Below are 15,615 nucleotides of genomic sequence, written 5' to 3'. Positions count from 1 at the left end.
AGCCAATGACTGAACAACATCTGAAACTGACAAGACGCACCCTGATTGCGGCGGCGGCCATGGCCGCCGTCCTGCCAGGCGTCTCGTTCGCGCAATCCGGCTATCCCAACGCTACGATCACCTTCGTCTGCGCCTTTCCGGCCGGCAGCGGCGCCGACGTTTTGGTCCGCTTCTTCTCCGAAAAGGTGGCTGCCGTCTCCAAGCAGACGGTGATCGTCGAGAACAAGCCGGGCGCCAACGGCAATATCGCCGCAGAATATGTCAGCCGCGCCAAGCCCGACGGCTACACGGTCTACGTCCATTCCGGCACCTCGACCGCGGCCAACATGTCGCTGTTCAAGAAACCGTCGATCGACGTCACCAAGGCGTTGCGCGGCGTCCAGTTCATCAACAAGCAGCCCTTCATGATCGCGGTCGCGGCCGACAGCCCGATCAAGGACATGAAGCAGCTCACCGAGCACCTCAAAGCCAAAGGCGGCGATGCCACCTACGGCTCGACGGCGACTTCCGGCAAGGTTCTCGCCGAGGTCTACCTGCAGCTCGCAGGCGTCTCGGCAACCGAAGTCGCCTACAAGACAGGGCCGGATTCCTTGAACGACATCACCAGCGGCCAGCTCGATTTCGCTGCACTTGACCCGGTCTTCGCGCTCAGCCAGCAGCGCGAGGGGCGCCTGAGGCTGCTGGCCGTCGGTTCGCCGCAGCGCATGAAGTCGACACCCGACATTCCGGCCATCAAGGAATACGGTCTCAATGTCGACCAGCTTGGATGGTGGGGTGTGTTCGTGCCGGCCAAGACGCCCGACGATATCGTCCTGAAGCTGAACTCGCTGTTCCAGGAGGTGCTCAACAAGCCGGAAACGGAAGCATTCCTGAACAAGTTCGGCGGAGACGTCTACACGGGTACGCCAAAGGAGGTCGACGAGCTTCTTGCGAAGACCGTCGAGGAGTGGCGCGCCTACGTGGCGCTTGCGAAGATTCCGCAAAACTGAGGCCTGTTCAACAGGCTTCACGGGATCTGTCTATGGGAACGACTGGGGCATTCAAGGGAGGATTGTACCGATGACGACTGAAATCTCACGCAGAAACCTGATGATGGCGACCGCCGCAGCCGCAGCGCTCGCGCCTTTCGGCGCATTCGCGCAGGGTGCTTATCCGAACGGCCAGATCACGTTCGTCTGCGCCTTCCCGGCCGGCTCCGGCGCGGACGTTCTGGTCCGCTTCTTTGCCGAGAAGTTCGCCAAGGTCTCCGGCCAGACGGTGATCGTCGAAAACAAGCCGGGTGCCGCCGGCAACATCGCCGCCATGTACACCGCCCGCGCCAAGCCGGACGGATATACGATCTACGTCCATTCGGGCACCTCGACGGCGGCCAACATGTCGCTGTTCAAGGCGCCGCCGATCGACGTCGTCAAGGAACTGCAGACCACCTCCTTCATCAACAAGCAGGCCTTCATGTTCGTCGTGGCTTACGACAGCCCGATCAAGGACATGAAGGAACTGACCAAGGTGCTGAAGGAAAAGGGCAACAACGCCAGCTACGCAACGGCTGCCACGTCGGGAAAGGTTCTCGGCGAAATCTACAAGCAGGTCGCCGGTGTCGATCCTGTCGAAGTCTCGTTCAAGGACGCCAAGGATTCGCTCAACGACATGATGAGCGGCTCTCTCGACTACGGCGTCCACGACCCGGTCTTCGCTCTGTCGCAGGCCAATGAAAAGCGTGTCCGGATCCTTGCGACCGGTTCGCCGATACGGCTGAAGTCGCTGCCCAACATCCCCACCGCCAAGGAACAGGGCTACGACATCGACCAACTCGGCTGGTGGGGTTCCTTCGTTCCGAAGGCGACGCCGAAGCCGGTGGTCGACAAGATCAACGCGCTGTTCAATGAAATCCTGGCTCAGCCCGATACTGTCGCCTTCCTCGCAAAGTTCGGCGGCGACGTCTATGTCGGCACCCCGGACGAGGGTCAGGCACTGCTCGCAAAAACCGTCGAGGAGTGGAAAACGTACGTGGCCATGGCCAAGATTCCGCAAAATTAATCAACCCATTTGAAAGACCCTGTGGCCATAGTGCGGCAGGTTCTTTCTCAGGGACCCTTACGAACCGCCACAGGAGATGAAAAGTGACAAAATGGCTTAAGAAGATCGCGCAAGCCACCGCCGCCATGGCGATGCTGGCGGTCGCGCAGATCGCAAACGTTACGCCCGCTCAGGCCGCTTATCCGGACCAGACGATCACCTTCGTCTGCGCCTTCCCGGCAGGTTCCGGCGCCGACGTTCTCGTCCGCTATTTCGCAGACAAGGTGTCCAAGGTTGCGGGCGCCACGATCATTGTCGAAAACAAGCCGGGCGCACTCAGCAACATCGCTGCTGAATACACGTCGCGCTCCAAGCCGGACGGCTACACGATCTTCGTCCACTCCGGCAACTCGATCGCCGGCAACATGTGGATCATGAAGAAGCCGCCGATCGACGTCGGCAAGGACCTGATGACCATCGCTACCATCAACAAGCAGGCCTTCATGATCGCGGTCGCCAAGGACGCGCCCTACAAGGACCTGAAGGAACTGACGGCCGCCATGAAGACAAAGGGCGACGGCGGCTCCTACGCCGTCAACGCCACTTCCGGCAAGGTCATGGCCGAAGTCTACAAGCAGAAAGCCGGCCTGGAGACCGTTTCGGTCCAGTACAAGACCGCCGCCGACTCGCTCAACGACATCACCAGCGGCGCGATGGACTTCGGTTCCTATGACCCGGTCTTCGCCCTCTCCCAGCAGCGCGAAGGCCGCTTCCGTCTGCTCGGCGTCGGTTCGCCGGAACGCATGAAGGGCGCTCCCGACGTTCCGACCCTGAAGGAACAGGGCTTTGACGTCGACCAGCTCGGCTGGTGGGGCGCCATGGTTGCCAAGGGCACGCCGGCAGACATCACCACCAAGATCAACGGCTGGTTCAACACCGTTCTGCAGGCGCCGGAAACCCAGAAGTTCCTGGCCGATCAGGGCGGCGACCCCTACATCTCTACCCCGGCCGAAGCCCAGGCTCTGATGATCAAGACCATCGCGGAGTGGAAGGACTACGTCGCGATCGCCCAGATCCCGCAGCAGTAAGCTGCGACCGCCCCGAGCTAAAGTAAGGGGCTGCAGTGATCGAACCCAAAAAGAAAGCCGGCGGAAAAGCCGGCTTTTTTCATGTCAGAGGCTGAGGCGCAAAGCCTGCAGCCTCGCGGCAGCGAGTATTCCAGCAATCAATCGCGATAGCTCGGATCGATCCGATCCAGCTTGCGCAGCATCGCCGGCCATTCCTTCAGCCCCGGTTTTGCCGGCGACATCTCGTACATATGGGCGGTCAGCTCGGCGATCTTCTCTGCCGGAACCGTGAGACCCTGCGGCTGGGCAGCCATGGCGGCGAGCTGGGCGCGGGCGGCCTTTTCCAGCCAGAAGGTCCACACGAACGCCTCGCCGACACTTTCGCCCGAGGTCAGGGTGCCGTGGTTCTTGAGGATCATGTTCTTGTGAGGACCGAGGTCGTGGATCAGCCGCTCCTGCTCTTCCATGTTGAGCGCCAGACCCTCGTAACCGTGATAGCCGATGCGGTTGTAGAAGAACATCGAATGCTGGGAGAGCGGCAGCAGGCCGCAATCGAGCATGGAAAGCGCCATGCCGGCCTCGGTATGCAGGTGCATGACGCAGTTCAGTTCGTGGCGCGCCTTGTGCACGGCGTGATGGATGACGAAACCGGCACCGTTCACCGGATAGTCGGACTTGCCGATGATCTTCGCCTCGTGGTCGATCTTGACGAGGTTGCTTGCCTTGATCTCGTCGAAGGCCATCCCGAACGGATTGATCAGAAAGTGGTTTTCGGTGCCTGGGACGCGGGCCGAGATATGCGTGTAGATGAGGTCGTCCCAGCCGTAGAGTGCGGCCAGCCGGTAGGCGGCGGCGAGATCGACGCGCACGGCCCATTCCTCGTCGGTGACCGAGGCCCGGTCGAATTCGGTGACGACTTCCTGTCCCTCGTCCTGCCCTGCCAGTCCGATGACGTGACGTTGAAATGCCATGTGACACATCCTCCCTATATTTCAAAAGCCCAGATTGCGATCGGAACCACCGGCGTGGGCAGCGGCGTTCCCTTGAAAAACGCGTCGACATTCGCGACCAGCAAAAGAGCCATGGCGAGGCGAGTGTCCGTCGTCGCGCTGCCCTGGTGCGGGGTCATGATGACATTCGGCATCCACAGCAGCTTTTCCGAAACCCTTGGCTCGTTGGCGAACACGTCCAGCGCCGCAAAACCCAACTTGCCGGTTTTGAGCGCCTCCACCAGCGCAGCCTCGTCGACGATCGAACCGCGCGAGACGTTGACCAGCGTGCCCTGAGGTCCCAGCGCCTCCAGCACCTGCCGGTTGACGATGTTCTTCGTGTCTTCGCCGCCGCGGCTGGCGATGACGAGGAAGTCGCTCTCCTTCGCCAGCGCGACGAGATCGGGCACGTAGGTATAGGGGACAGGTTTCTGCCGCGGACCATGATAGGAAACGCGCATGCGGAAGGCGCTGGCCCGTTCTGCAATCGCCGTGCCGATATTACCGAGCCCGACAATGCCGATCGCCTTGTTCTTGAGCGACCGGCCGAGCGGTACTTTTGCCGCGATCGTCGTCCATCGGCCGTCGCGGATATATTGGGTCTGGGGCACGATATCGCGGGCCGAAGCGAGCATCAGCGCCATGGCGAGGTCGGCGACATCCTCGGTCAGAAGGCCTGGCGTATTGGAAATACCGATACCGCGCGTCTTGACTGTCGGCATATGGATCGAGTCGATGCCGATGCCGTAGCAGGCGACGAGCTTCAGGTCCGGGAATTTTGCAAGTACATCCGCATTGGAGCCGACGCCGGGATCGGTAACCAGCACCTGCACACCCGGCATCTCACCTCCGCCAAGCACGTCCGCGACGGACATTCGCCGCCCGCCCATGCCTTCGAGCGTCGAGACCACCGAAACCGGCAGAACCGCCGTCAGGACGACGATACGGATGGTGTTCTGATTTGATGTCACGGAAACCGCCCTCTCGGATCGAATTCTTCGAGTTCGACTTTATACGGCTCCCTGCCATGGCGATAGCATTTTTCGTCGATGTCGAACGGAATTCGTTATCGACGGATCAGCCGTGAATGAACTTCCAGGGGCTGACTTCGCTTTCGAGCGACAGCGGTACCTCGATCAGCCACGGCCCGCCGCGGGCAATTGCAGTCTCGATTGCCGCGCGGAGCGCCTCGGGCGCACTCACTCTGGCAAAATCCACATGGAAGGCGGCGGCGAGCTTGTCGAAATCCGGATTCTTCAGCTCCGAGCCGATCAGTCTTCCGCCGAACGCTTGGCTCTGGTCGCGCTTCACGTTGCCGAAGGCGGAATTGTTGAAGACGACGGTGATGACATCAATGCCGTATTGCGCGGCGGTCGCCAGCTCCTGGGCGGCGAACATGAAGCCGCCGTCGCCCGATATCGACACGACCGGCACGTCCGGCCGGGCGACCTTGACGCCAAGCGCGGTCGGGAAACCGAAACCGAGTGTGCCCTGGAAGCCGGTCGAGATGAAGGTTCGCGGTTCATAGACCGGATAGCAGTACCAGGAGGCGAAACCGGACTGGCAGACCTCTTCGACAAGGATGCCGTCGTCCGGAAGAGCTGCGCGGATCGCCTGCAGATAATCGTAATGCGGTGAGATTTCCTGGATGGCTTGCGCCGTTTCCGCGCGCGCCGTTCGGATCGCTTCCTGCCAGTCGTTGGAAGGCGTCCGCGGCTTGAGTTCGTCAAGCAGCGCTGTGAGAGAGGTCTTCGCCCGGCCGAGTACGCCGAGGACCTTCGGCGTGCGGGTCAACTCCTCCGCGTCGATTTCCAGCCGCACCACCGGCACTTCGGCTCTCGGCTTCCAGCGCCAGCTCGGCACCTCGAGCCGGGTGCCGATGCCGATGACGCAATCGACCACCGGCCAGAGCTTTCGGGCCTCGGCGATGGTGAGGCCGAGTTCGTGGCGGCTGGAGACCACGCCGCGCCCGGAACGAAAGCCGACTACCGGCGCATGCAGCCGTTCCGCAAGCCGCAGCACCTCGTCACGGGCCTCGAACGCGCCGGGCCCGACGAAGATCATCGGCCGTTCTGCCCTGCTGATCACAGCCGCCGCCTCACCGATCACTACATCCGCCATTGGATCCGGATGGTTTTCGAGCGGCCGGGCGATCTCGAACTCGCCCTCCGCCACGAATTGTTCCCAGGGCATTTCAACTGTCGCCGGGCCGGGCTTCAGCGAGCGCATCTCGCGAAACGCGTGGGCGATAGCGGCAGAAACGTCCCCTGCCTTGTCGGAGCGTTCGGCGGACTTGGCGAGGCCGGCAAGCACGGCGCGCTGGTCGCGCATCTCGTGCAGATGGCCGCGACCCTTGCCGAGAAACGCCGTCGGTACCTGCCCGGTCAGGCACAGAACCGGCTCGTTGCAGCCCCAGGCGGTGAGCAGTGCGGCGCCGGTATTGAGAACGCCCGGCCCCGGCACGACGGAATAGACGCCGGGATTGCCCGAGGCGCGGGCGTAACCGAATGCCATATAGGCGCAGGTCTGCTCGTGCCGCGGCGTGATCACCCGCATGCCGTCGCGCTGAAAGGCGTCGAACAAGCCGTAGAGCTGGGCGCCCGGTATGCCGAAGACGGTATCTACATCGTGGGCGCGCAGCGAAGCGACAATGGAATCGCCTCCGGTAATGGTCATGTGAGATCGCCCCTGTGAATGAAAATGTTGATTATGGCAGTGGTGAGCTGAAGCGTCGCGCGGAGCCCCTCCCCTTGTGGGGGAGAGGTTGGGGAGAGGACTATGCTTCGCATCAAAACCCCTCCCGCCTGCCGGCCACCCTCCCCACAAGGGGGAAGGGTTGGGATGCCGCATCATCCCGTATCCTCATCGGCGATCACTTGGTTCCACGTCTCACAAAGTCTTACGCGGCGTCGGGTCCAGATTGAACAACTTTGCCGCGTTCAGCCCCAGGATATTCCGCTTCGCCTGCTCACTCAGGAACGGCAGATCGTAGATCTCCTGAGGCAGGTCGAAATCGAAATGCGGCCAGTCGGATGCAAACAGGAGCTGGCTCTCGGCGTTGATCATCTCCAGCGTCAGTTGCAGCGCCTTCATGTTCACCGTCTCCATCGGCTGGGTCGTGTACCAGCAGTTTTCGCGCATGTATTCGCTCGGCAGCTTCTTGAGCTGCGGCGCCTCGGAGGGGCGCATCAGGTACTGGTCGTCGAGCCGCTGCATCAGGAAGGGGATCCAGGCGAGCCCGCTTTCCACCCAGATGCTTTTCAGCTTCGGAAAACGCTCCGGAATGCCGTTCAAAATCCAGTTGGTCATGTGCACCATGTTGCACCAGACGAAGCCGAGCGCATGCATGCCGAGGAACCGGTTGATGGTCGCCAGCGACTGGTCCTGCCAGTGATAGGCCGCATGGAAGGCGATCGGCAGGTTGCGCTCCTCGAGCATCGCATAGATGCGCATATAGTCGTTATGATGCACCGCCTTGTGGCGGACGGACGGTACACAGAAGCCTATGACGCCCGGTTGGCCGGAAAATTCCTCGATGGTGCGTTCCGCTTCCTTGGGTACGTTGAAGGGCAGGTAGGCGAGCGTCTTCAGGCGGTCGTCCTTGGAGAGCACCTTGTCGATCAGCCAGCGGTTATAGGCGCGGCCGAGATAGACCTCCATTTCCGGCTGGGGATGAAGGCCGAGCGTCAGCATGGGTGTCGGGAACAGCACCATGTAATCGACGCCAAGAGCGCTCATAGCTCGCCGCGACAGGGTCACATCGCGATGCACGCCGTCATCGACCTTTTCGCGTATGCCCGCCTGATGCGGAATGCGGCCGCCGACATCCTGGTATTTAAGGCCCATGTCGCCGTTGAGGCCGTAGGAAGCGGTGCCCATCTTCTCGTCGTGGAAAAGCATCGCCTGATGGCGGATGACCGGATCCTCGATATATTGCACCAGTTCGTGCCAGGAAATCGTCTCGGTGTGGTGGGCGTCCACATCGCAGATCAGCCAGTCCTCGAAGCCGCGCTTTTTGGCGGCCCGATTGGCATGGGCCAGAATGTCGCGCGTATCGGTAAAGACGTCGATCTGCTGCACCGGCAATTCGCGGGCGCGATCCTTGTTGGAAATATCCATGTTCGCTCTCCTCAGGCGAAAGGGTGGATCTTTTAGGCGCGGCTACAGTTCGTCGGGGCGGCGGCGATACCACAGCGCCAGTTCCATCGGCCCGAGATGCAGGGCGCGCAGGATTTCCGAGACGGCCGACAGCGCCTCGGTGGCGGTCACCGTTTCGTCGCGCGTGCCGGTCAGCGGCCGGAACGTGCGTTCCTCGCCGTCGCTTTTGGCGACATAAAGCCGGATCGCGGCCGTCATCATCCGGGCGACCGCCTCGTCCGAGACGCGCGACGCCTCGCCGTTTTCCAAGAGCTCGGCGGTCGCCTTCTCGATCTCGGCGGTGGCGTCCTCGATCCAGCCATAGGGGTCGTTGCGCAACGTGGGGTCAGAGGACAACATAGATCTGTCCCTCCCGGATCGCCAGTTCGGCACGGTGCAGGCGGTATTTCGCAGGGCCTGCATTGCTGCCGGTCTCGAGGTTGAATTCCCAGCCGTGCCACGGACAGGCGACGTGCATGTTCTCTTCGTTATATAGAAGCGTCCGCACCTCGCCTTTTTCATCGACGGGTTCGATGACCTCGGGATAGATGCGGCCCTGACAAATCGGCCCCTGCCGATGCGGGCACATGTTGTGCCAGGCATGCAGCGCGCCTTTCACCCGAAAAATGCCGATCTCCCGCTCCCCGCAGGCGACGACCCTGCGGCCGCCATCGGCAATCTCTTCTTCCGAACAAACCAGATATTCCGCCAAGGTTGTCCTCCCTTCCTTCGCGTTAATTTCAATATTCTTGAAATTATTCAGGTATATTGTATGGTCAGGATCCAACACGTCAAGCGGAGAGGTCATGGACGCGTCGATAAAACAGGGAACAGCAGGGAAAGACCCGGACATCAAAGGCACCGGCATCCAGTCGCTCGAAAAGGGCCTGCGGGTGCTGACCGCGATCCAGCACGCCGGCCGCGCCATGCGTCTGAACGATATCGCGGCGGCCGCCGCCATGACGCCGAGCATGGCGCATGGCTATCTGGTCAGCCTGGTGCGCACCGGTTTCGTCGCACAGGATCGGCTTTCCGGCTTCTACGATCTCGGCGATTCGGCGTTGCAGCTCGGTCTTGCATCGCTCTCTCGCACGGATTTCCTAAGCCTCGCCCGCGCATCCATCTCCGAGCTTGCCGCCGAGCTCGGCGAAACGGTGACGCTGGCGGTCTGGAACGGAGATGCTCCGGTCGTGGTCGACAAGATCGAGGGCCGCTCCGATAGTGTCTACGAGATCAAGGTCGGCTCTCTCGTGCGCCTCTGGCCGACGGCGACCGGCCGCGCCTTCATGGCCAACCTGCCGAACGCCGAATGGGAGCACCATCTGCGGGCCATGATGCACCAGGGCGGCGAAGACGATGCTTCGATCGCCCGTTTCATAACCGACCTTGGTGACGTGCGTCGCGAAGGATATGCCGCGACGCTACCGTCTACGGTGCCGGATTTTTCCGCAGTTGCCGCCCCCGTCTTCGATCACCGCGCACACCTGAAGGCGGTGATCACTGTGCTCGGCCGCCAGGATGGCTTCGACATCACGCCTTCCGGGCAGCCGTTGGCCGCCACGTTGCACGCCGCAAGGTCGCTTTCGCTCCGCCTCGGCGCCTCAGTAAGTTGAGGGTTTCGTGCAACGCGACTTGTGCGCCCGCATTTTCTCCGCTACCCCGCTGATATAACCGTTTTAAAGAAGGTCGCCGCATCGTGATGGCTGAAGACGTGAAGCCCGAAGAAGCAAGCACCAGCGACTGGGTGATGCAGCAGCCCCGGGCAATCTACTTCCTGAACCAGGCAAACCATGCGGTGCGCAGCCGGCTGGAAGGCGCGCTCACGGCACTTCAGATGACCGGCATCCAATATACGGTGCTGAGCGTGATCGGCAGCCGCGACGGGCTTTCCTCGGCAGAACTCTCGCGCCGCTTCTTCGTGACGCCGCAGACAATGAACGAGCTGATCGGCGGGCTGCAACGCCGCAATCTCATCACCCGCAAGGAAGATCCGGCAAACCGCCGCATCCTGCGCATGAGCCTGACGACCGAAGGCAAGCGAATGATCAAAGCCTGCGATGCGGCCGCCGACGCCGTCGAGCGCGATGTCTTCTCCTTCCTGCCCCAGGAAAGCTACCAGCAGCTCCGCGACCTTTGCCGCCTGGTCGCGCGCAATCTTCGCGAACGCGACGAACCTTCCAAGAGCGAGTGACAAAACCGCGCGGCTGGCGAAAGATCTTTCGTCGTCATGGTGCAGGTCTTGCGCCAACGCTTTGCAAAACATTCAGTTGACGGCGGCATTGGGCGGTTCTTAGGTTAACGCAGCCGCCATGATGGCGGTTAGAGGCTCGCACTCCGGCTCGAATTCGGGCCGCGAGCCTCGTCTGGAACCCAAGATCCCCATGAGATCCGCAATGGTCTTCCTCGGCGGCAGTACTCATAGCTGACGATACATCGATGGCGATGAGCTGGGAGCATGCCAGGATAGGCTACGCCGCCCTTGGGGTCAAAGCGCCCGGCCGACGGCCCGGTCGTTCTCGAGACGGGCGATGCAACCGGCGAGCTTGGCCAACAGCAGATCGAAATCGATCGGCTTGGTCAGATAGTCCGCCGCGCCTGCGCGCAGACCCGTCAATACATTGTCCTTGTCGGTCAAGGCCGACAGAAGGATGAAAGGGATATTGAAGAGCTCGGGATGGTTGAGCTGGATTTCCGCGAGGAGCTGATGACCGTCCATGACGGGCATGGAAATGTCGCAGATGACGATGTCCGGCCAGTAGGACAGAATGGCTTCCAGCCCTTCCTGCCCGTTGGCGGCCTCCAGAGTTGCAAATCCCGCATCCTTCAGCTCCTCGACGATGAGCTGGCGAATATCCGCTTCGTCATCGATGCATAGTACCGTGATCATCCTGGTATTTCCCTAAGCTGCTCGTTTGATGAGATTTGCGAGCGGTCCCTTGTTCGGGAGCGCCACTGTGAATGTTGTTCCCTGGCCGATCGCGCTCTCGACCGAAATCGAACCGCCATGCAGGTCGACGATCTGCTTGACGATGTTGAGGCCGATGCCGGTGCCGGCAATCCCGGTTGCGCTCCGGGCTCGGTAGTAGGGCTGGAAGAGCTTAGGCAGGTCCTCGGCATCCATGCCGATGCCGGCATCCTGGATCGATACATAGGACATGCCGTTCTTCGTCCAGGTCCGGATATGGATGTCCGGCGCCTGGGGTGCATATTTGACAGCATTCGAAAGCAGGTTGGTGAAAACCTGTTCGATCGTGGCGCGATCGGCGAGGATCGTCTGCGGCAGATGCGAAAGGTCCCGGTGAAACCTGTGGGATTTGCGAATATCCGTCTGCCGGGCGCAGCAGGTTTCGATCAGTTCCGCCAGTGAAAGGCGCTCCGGCTTCAGTGTCGTCTTGCCGGTCTCGAGCCGGCCGGCGGACAGGATGCTCTCCATCAGATCGACCATGCGCAGCACGGCGGAGCGGATCTGGGCCGACTTCTCTTCCACATATTCGGGCTTTTGGCTTGTTTTCGTACGCGATAGGCGCTGCGCTGCGGCGTCGATGATGGCAAGCGGCGTGCGGAATTCATGGGAAGCCATGGTAACGAACTGACGCTGCAGGGCGTTCACATGCCGCTCCTGTGCCAGAAGCCGATCCAGTTCCTCCCGCTGGCGCTCGATCTCGGCTGTCCGGAGCCTGACACTCTCTTCAAGCTGATCGCGATGGCGCATCAGAGCCAAGCGACTCTCGGACAGATCGATGGACGTCTTGCGCAAACCGCGGCCCAGAAAGATGACGACGCCCATCGCCACGGCGACACCAGCGATGCCCGCCGGTGCGATCTGCTCGATGAGCATCAAGCCTGGCCGGATGGGTTGCCATGCCAAATATCCGAGCGTCGAGCCTGCGGTGGCTATGATCGGAATGGCCGCCATCGATTCGGCCGGGTCGGTGGTAAAATGCAGCGTCTCGTTCCGCGTGGAACGGGCGATTTTCTCAACGGCGCCGGCATCCAGGAATTTCACGGCAACGGTGATGAATTCCTTGCCGGCATCGATCGAGACCGCGTCGGTGCGCGGGACGATCGGCCTCGCGCTGACGACAGCGGGCCGGCCGCCAATGGCGAGTATTTGCTCCGCGAAAATTTCGGCAATCGCCGGGGGAGCCGAATCACCGGGCGCGATCCGCCTATGCAACACCGCGCGGACATTCTCTCGCAAGGCTGCCACAGGCTTTTCATCGTCGAGAAACGTCAGGGCCACAATATCCTGGCCGTCCCGCATGGCGAAGACAAGCTCGTCCCGTTCGTTGAAGAGATAAGTGCGGTCGTGGTTGAAATAGCTGTGCATCCACGTGCCGATATTGTCGGCAATCCACTGGTGAGCACCTTTGGAAGCAAGCAGAACCGCGTCATTCGACGTCGTGACGCTTTCCAGTTCATGCTGCACGGCTTTCACCAGCTCGTCGAGGCCCTGTTTGAGGTACCCTGTCTGCCGGGTCAAGGCGATATCATCCACCTTGGCGGAGGCAAGCCACATGAAGCCGGCGAGAAGAAGCGCCGTCAGAGCCGTCAGCAATGTCAGCACGATCGTGACGTGCGATGTGATGCGAATGTTCTGCTGCATATGCCCCACTTTCCGTCGGCGCATCGTGCCTCCAAAACATTACATTCCACTAAATTTCAAATGCCAAGGTTGAACTGAATACTTTCTATATAGCTCTGGCTGTGACGTCCGGCGCGGATGGTTTTCCGACTTCTTCGGGGAACCCACACGGGTTCATAAACTTCCGCCGCTTTTCCGGCTATAGCCAGGAGGCCGGGCTTTTCGGCAGTCGGCCATCGGGGTCCGTGATCGTAAGCTTCGGCTGGTCTTCGCCGTTCCAGCGCCACAGGGCGACGCAGGTTCCACCCGGCGACATGAAGGAGGGATAGATCACGCCATCGCAACCCTGCTGGAGCAATCTCTCCCTGAGGAGATGCGCCGACGGTATCCGGCCCGCATCGAGATCGGCCCGCCATTCGCAACGGTGGATGGTCTCATCAACACCAAGCCCGGTCAGAACCTCGGGGGCGGTCAAATCCGCGATCCGCGCGCCGTCGACACGAAGCTGGGCGATCAACGCCGGGTGCTGTACGAAACCCTGATTGTATTCGGCCCAAGCGGTGGAAAGCTCGCGCGCCGCATAGATGGTCGGCGCTCCGATCGGGTTCCAGCGGCCGCCAAAGCGGGCAGCACCTTCGCCGGAAAGCGGCGCATGCGCCCAGCGCGGGACATAGGCACGCCACAGGATCACGGGTTCAGGCATAAACGCCGGAGCGTACCGCCTCCAGATAGGCGAGCACCTTGTCTGCCTTGCCTTCGCCGACGAGGTCGTAGGCCGTCTTGCCGGCCCAGCCGGGGATAGGCTGGTGCTTGAACCAGATCGCCGCACGGTTTTCGTCGCCGGCCATCTCGCTCGCCATCGCCAGAATGCGCACGACCGGGCTCAGCGCCAGATCGACCTTGCGCGCGCCACTTTTGGCCGTCAGCGTGTTGCGGGCGACACCGATCAGCTTTGCCAGTTCCGCCTGCGTCAGGCCGAGCAGATCGGACACCCGCCGGGCTGACAGAAGCGAAGACTGGGGTTGGCCGAAGGCGGCGGCGCCAATTTCAAAGCCATGAGCCATCAGAACAGTCCTGATCCAGATTTGATCATCTGCTGTCCAATATGAGCCCAATTCACGCGCATTTCAAGCGCCGCTGCTAATCGTCGTCTTCTTCCAGCTCCGGCTCTACGAAATCATCGACCGGCAGCTTGCGGGTCAGCAGTCCGGCATCCTCCAGCATTTCCGTGTCCGGCAGGTCGCGCAGCGTGTCGAAACCGAAGGCGGTGAGGAAGGCGGGCGTGGTGATATAGGTATATGGGGCGCCGGGTGTCGGACTGCGTGGACCGGAGGCCAGGAAGCCGAGCTGCCGCAGCGTCGCGATCGTATCACGGCTCACCTCGCGCCCGAAAATCTTCGAAATTTCGGCACGCGTCACCGGCTGGAAATAGCCGACCGTCATCAGCACCAGCGCCTGGTGATCGGTCAGATCTGCAGGTGGAGCGTTGGCGGTGCCGGAGACGTGGATGACATCCGCAAATTCCGGCCGGGTGCGGTGCTGCCAGCCACCGGCGACCGCGGCGAGTTCATAAGGGCGGCCCTCCAGCGCCACGCGGATCTCCTCGATGATCGCTTCGATATCGCAGTCCTCCCCGACGACGCGCTCCAGCGCCTTTCGGTTAACCGGCTCGGAAGAGGCAAAGATCACCGCCTCCACCCGTGCCGCCCATTGGCGGTGCCGTTCCGCCCGCGTCAGGTGGAGAAGTTCCCGGTCGATCGAGATGTGCCGCGCCCGCTTCGCCATGCTCAGAGCCCGTAGATGCGGAAGGTGGAGCGGCCGGAAAGCTCGCGCACGGCTTCCAGCTGCTGCAGTCGCTCAAACAGCCGGCGCGAAGCGAAGCGGGAAAGGTTCGGCGTTTGCAGGGAGCCGGAGACGGCGTCTTCGGAGAGCAGCAAGCGGAGCCCATCCTCTGCGCCCTTTGCACGCAGCTTTGGCGTAACGGCGGCAAGCCGGTCGGCGCGCCGGGCAATCTCTGTCGCCAGCCGGCCGGCTTCGGTCGAGGCATGCACCAGAGCCAGGCAGACCGCCCGCTCGAACCCCTCTTCGCTTGGCCGGATGCGGCCGCGTCCACCCTCGGCGCGAAACACCGAAGAAAAGCGCTGGCTCATCAGCAGCGGCACCGGCACGGACCAGCGCAGCTTCTGTGCCAGAAGGAGATCGGCAAGCCACCAGCCGAGCGCTTCGGCATCCGGGCGGATCGTGTGCGTCTCGCGAATGATTGCCGCGGCCGCGAACGGCGCGGCTGATCCGCTCAGGCCGAGGTCGTCAAAAGTCTGCGCGAGCGTTGCCAGCGGCTCGTCCCATTTGATGCCCAGCATGCCGGCGATCGTCTGCAGCACCTCCGCATCGAGCGCGGTGGAACGGGAGGCGAGCCGTTTCCAGGCCGACAGGATCTGACCGGCAGGACCGGGATCGTCTCCCGGCTTTCGCAACAGCCACGTATCGCGCAGAACGGCCTCGTCTTCCGAACGTCCCGCAAGCCGCACCGCCGCTACGGCGCATTTCAGCGCCAGCCGCTGCCGCCAGGCGCCCACCCAGTCAGGCTCCGCCCGAACGATCTGTTCGATCGGATAAAGCGCGCCCCCCGCCATGAATGCCGCGTCGGCGGTTTCCGCGGCAAATGTCGCTGGCGCTGCCCAGCGGGGTGCCGACATGGGCTGGAACGGCGTTTTCGGTAATACGGCCTTGGGAATCATGGAGGTGAACGTAAAGGCGATGTGCGGTTATGGCCACCGATCACACGGCAATCCGCACCATTTGTCGCGGATTTGCACTGTTT

At 61.9% G+C, this 15,615-nt stretch carries 17 protein-coding genes; 5 read left to right on the top strand and 12 right to left on the bottom strand.

Annotation, left to right across the window (positions count from 1 at the left end):
- Positions 1-5 precede the first annotated feature (5 nt).
- The 3 genes from PMI07_RS10205 (at position 6) to PMI07_RS10195 (ending at position 3,104) form a co-directional block, all read left to right on the top strand.
- Positions 6-989 carry a tripartite tricarboxylate transporter substrate binding protein gene (locus PMI07_RS10205; protein WP_024163710.1) on the top strand — a complete coding sequence of 328 codons (984 nt, stop codon included), beginning with the start codon at positions 6-8 and terminating at the stop codon, positions 987-989.
- A 70-nt stretch (positions 990-1,059) separates the two neighbouring features.
- Positions 1,060-2,037: a tripartite tricarboxylate transporter substrate binding protein gene (locus PMI07_RS10200; RefSeq protein WP_007761597.1), complete on the top strand. Its 978-nt coding sequence runs from the start codon at positions 1,060-1,062 to the stop codon at positions 2,035-2,037.
- 83 nt (positions 2,038-2,120) lie between these two features.
- The gene (locus tag PMI07_RS10195; RefSeq protein ID WP_007761600.1) at positions 2,121-3,104 is read left to right on the top strand and encodes a tripartite tricarboxylate transporter substrate binding protein; all 984 of its coding nucleotides are present in this window, start codon (positions 2,121-2,123) and stop codon (positions 3,102-3,104) included.
- Between the two features lie 137 nt (positions 3,105-3,241).
- On the opposite strand, the gene PMI07_RS10190 is transcribed toward PMI07_RS10195, so the two are convergent.
- From PMI07_RS10190 to PMI07_RS10165, 6 genes are all read right to left on the bottom strand, one after another.
- The gene (locus PMI07_RS10190) at positions 3,242-4,054 is read right to left on the bottom strand and encodes a class II aldolase/adducin family protein (protein ID WP_007761602.1); all 813 of its coding nucleotides are present in this window, start codon (positions 4,052-4,054) and stop codon (positions 3,242-3,244) included.
- A 14-nt stretch (positions 4,055-4,068) separates the two neighbouring features.
- Positions 4,069-5,043, bottom strand: a complete 975-nt coding sequence (locus PMI07_RS10185) for a 2-hydroxyacid dehydrogenase (RefSeq protein WP_007761604.1) — start codon at positions 5,041-5,043, stop codon at positions 4,069-4,071.
- A 106-nt stretch (positions 5,044-5,149) separates the two neighbouring features.
- Positions 5,150-6,748, bottom strand: coding sequence for a thiamine pyrophosphate-dependent enzyme (locus PMI07_RS10180; RefSeq protein WP_007761606.1), 1,599 nt, complete (start codon positions 6,746-6,748; stop codon positions 5,150-5,152).
- Between the two features lie 213 nt (positions 6,749-6,961).
- Entirely contained in the window at positions 6,962-8,191 is a 1,230-nt protein-coding gene (locus tag PMI07_RS10175) for an amidohydrolase family protein (protein WP_007761608.1), read from the bottom strand.
- A 42-nt stretch (positions 8,192-8,233) separates the two neighbouring features.
- Positions 8,234-8,569: a hypothetical protein gene (locus PMI07_RS10170; protein WP_007761609.1), complete on the bottom strand. Its 336-nt coding sequence runs from the start codon at positions 8,567-8,569 to the stop codon at positions 8,234-8,236.
- On the bottom strand, positions 8,556-9,017 hold the full coding sequence (locus tag PMI07_RS10165) for a Rieske 2Fe-2S domain-containing protein (protein ID WP_155956430.1): 462 nt from the start codon (positions 9,015-9,017) through the stop codon (positions 8,556-8,558). The genes PMI07_RS10170 and PMI07_RS10165 overlap by 14 nt, the downstream gene beginning before the upstream one ends.
- Here PMI07_RS10165 and PMI07_RS10160 point away from each other — a divergent pair.
- Together PMI07_RS10160 and PMI07_RS10155 are read left to right on the top strand one after the other, a co-directional pair.
- The gene (locus PMI07_RS10160) at positions 9,016-9,822 is read left to right on the top strand and encodes an IclR family transcriptional regulator (protein ID WP_007761611.1); all 807 of its coding nucleotides are present in this window, start codon (positions 9,016-9,018) and stop codon (positions 9,820-9,822) included. The two genes, PMI07_RS10165 and PMI07_RS10160, sit on opposite strands and share 2 nt — an antisense overlap.
- An 86-nt stretch (positions 9,823-9,908) precedes the next feature.
- Positions 9,909-10,400, top strand: a complete 492-nt coding sequence (locus PMI07_RS10155; protein ID WP_007761612.1) for a MarR family transcriptional regulator — start codon at positions 9,909-9,911, stop codon at positions 10,398-10,400.
- Positions 10,401-10,694: 294 nt separating this feature from the next.
- Here PMI07_RS10155 and PMI07_RS10150 read toward each other — a convergent pair whose 3' ends face one another.
- From PMI07_RS10150 to PMI07_RS10125, 6 genes are all read right to left on the bottom strand, one after another.
- On the bottom strand, positions 10,695-11,096 hold the full coding sequence (locus PMI07_RS10150; RefSeq protein WP_007770642.1) for a response regulator: 402 nt from the start codon (positions 11,094-11,096) through the stop codon (positions 10,695-10,697).
- A gap of 12 nt (positions 11,097-11,108) precedes the next feature.
- Complete coding sequence (locus tag PMI07_RS10145; protein WP_037086165.1) at positions 11,109-12,815, bottom strand: ATP-binding protein; 1,707 nt, start codon at positions 12,813-12,815, stop codon at positions 11,109-11,111.
- 178 nt (positions 12,816-12,993) lie between these two features.
- Positions 12,994-13,497 carry an RES domain-containing protein gene (locus PMI07_RS10140; RefSeq protein ID WP_007770639.1) on the bottom strand — a complete coding sequence of 168 codons (504 nt, stop codon included), beginning with the start codon at positions 13,495-13,497 and terminating at the stop codon, positions 12,994-12,996.
- Positions 13,490-13,861: an antitoxin Xre/MbcA/ParS toxin-binding domain-containing protein gene (locus PMI07_RS10135; RefSeq protein ID WP_155956488.1), complete on the bottom strand. Its 372-nt coding sequence runs from the start codon at positions 13,859-13,861 to the stop codon at positions 13,490-13,492. Before PMI07_RS10135 ends, PMI07_RS10140 begins: the two co-directional genes overlap by 8 nt.
- 73 nt (positions 13,862-13,934) lie before the next feature.
- Complete coding sequence (locus PMI07_RS10130; protein WP_007770636.1) at positions 13,935-14,579, bottom strand: SMC-Scp complex subunit ScpB; 645 nt, start codon at positions 14,577-14,579, stop codon at positions 13,935-13,937.
- A 2-nt stretch (positions 14,580-14,581) separates the two neighbouring features.
- A complete protein-coding gene (locus PMI07_RS10125) occupies positions 14,582-15,490 on the bottom strand; it encodes a DUF1403 family protein (protein WP_051484116.1) in 909 nt (302 codons plus the stop codon).
- Positions 15,491-15,615: the final 125 nt, after the last annotated feature.

Source organism: Rhizobium sp. CF080 (assembly GCF_000282095.2).
Lineage (GTDB): Bacteria > Pseudomonadota > Alphaproteobacteria > Rhizobiales > Rhizobiaceae > Neorhizobium.
The sequence above is the reverse complement of the archived record's forward strand: the minus strand, read 5'-3'. Positions and strand labels throughout refer to the sequence as shown.

Bases quoted from the DNA above. Each gene is read 5' to 3' on its own strand.
- PMI07_RS10205 (WP_024163710.1), top strand. From the start codon at position 6: ATGACTGAACAACATCTGAAACTGACAAGACGCACCCTGATTGCGGCG.
- PMI07_RS10200 (WP_007761597.1), top strand. From the start codon at position 1,060: ATGACGACTGAAATCTCACGCAGAAACCTGATGATGGCGACCGCCGCA.
- PMI07_RS10190 (WP_007761602.1), bottom strand. From the start codon at position 4,054: ATGGCATTTCAACGTCACGTCATCGGACTGGCAGGGCAGGACGAGGGA.
- PMI07_RS10180 (WP_007761606.1), bottom strand. From the start codon at position 6,748: ATGACCATTACCGGAGGCGATTCCATTGTCGCTTCGCTGCGCGCCCAC.
- PMI07_RS10175 (WP_007761608.1), bottom strand. From the start codon at position 8,191: ATGGATATTTCCAACAAGGATCGCGCCCGCGAATTGCCGGTGCAGCAG.
- PMI07_RS10170 (WP_007761609.1), bottom strand. From the start codon at position 8,569: ATGTTGTCCTCTGACCCCACGTTGCGCAACGACCCCTATGGCTGGATC.
- PMI07_RS10160 (WP_007761611.1), top strand. From the start codon at position 9,016: ATGGACGCGTCGATAAAACAGGGAACAGCAGGGAAAGACCCGGACATC.
- PMI07_RS10165 (WP_155956430.1), bottom strand. From the start codon at position 9,017: ATGACCTCTCCGCTTGACGTGTTGGATCCTGACCATACAATATACCTG.
- PMI07_RS10155 (WP_007761612.1), top strand. From the start codon at position 9,909: ATGGCTGAAGACGTGAAGCCCGAAGAAGCAAGCACCAGCGACTGGGTG.
- PMI07_RS10150 (WP_007770642.1), bottom strand. From the start codon at position 11,096: ATGATCACGGTACTATGCATCGATGACGAAGCGGATATTCGCCAGCTC.
- PMI07_RS10145 (WP_037086165.1), bottom strand. From the start codon at position 12,815: ATGCAGCAGAACATTCGCATCACATCGCACGTCACGATCGTGCTGACA.
- PMI07_RS10140 (WP_007770639.1), bottom strand. From the start codon at position 13,497: ATGCCTGAACCCGTGATCCTGTGGCGTGCCTATGTCCCGCGCTGGGCG.
- PMI07_RS10130 (WP_007770636.1), bottom strand. From the start codon at position 14,579: ATGGCGAAGCGGGCGCGGCACATCTCGATCGACCGGGAACTTCTCCAC.
- PMI07_RS10125 (WP_051484116.1), bottom strand. From the start codon at position 15,490: ATGTCGGCACCCCGCTGGGCAGCGCCAGCGACATTTGCCGCGGAAACC.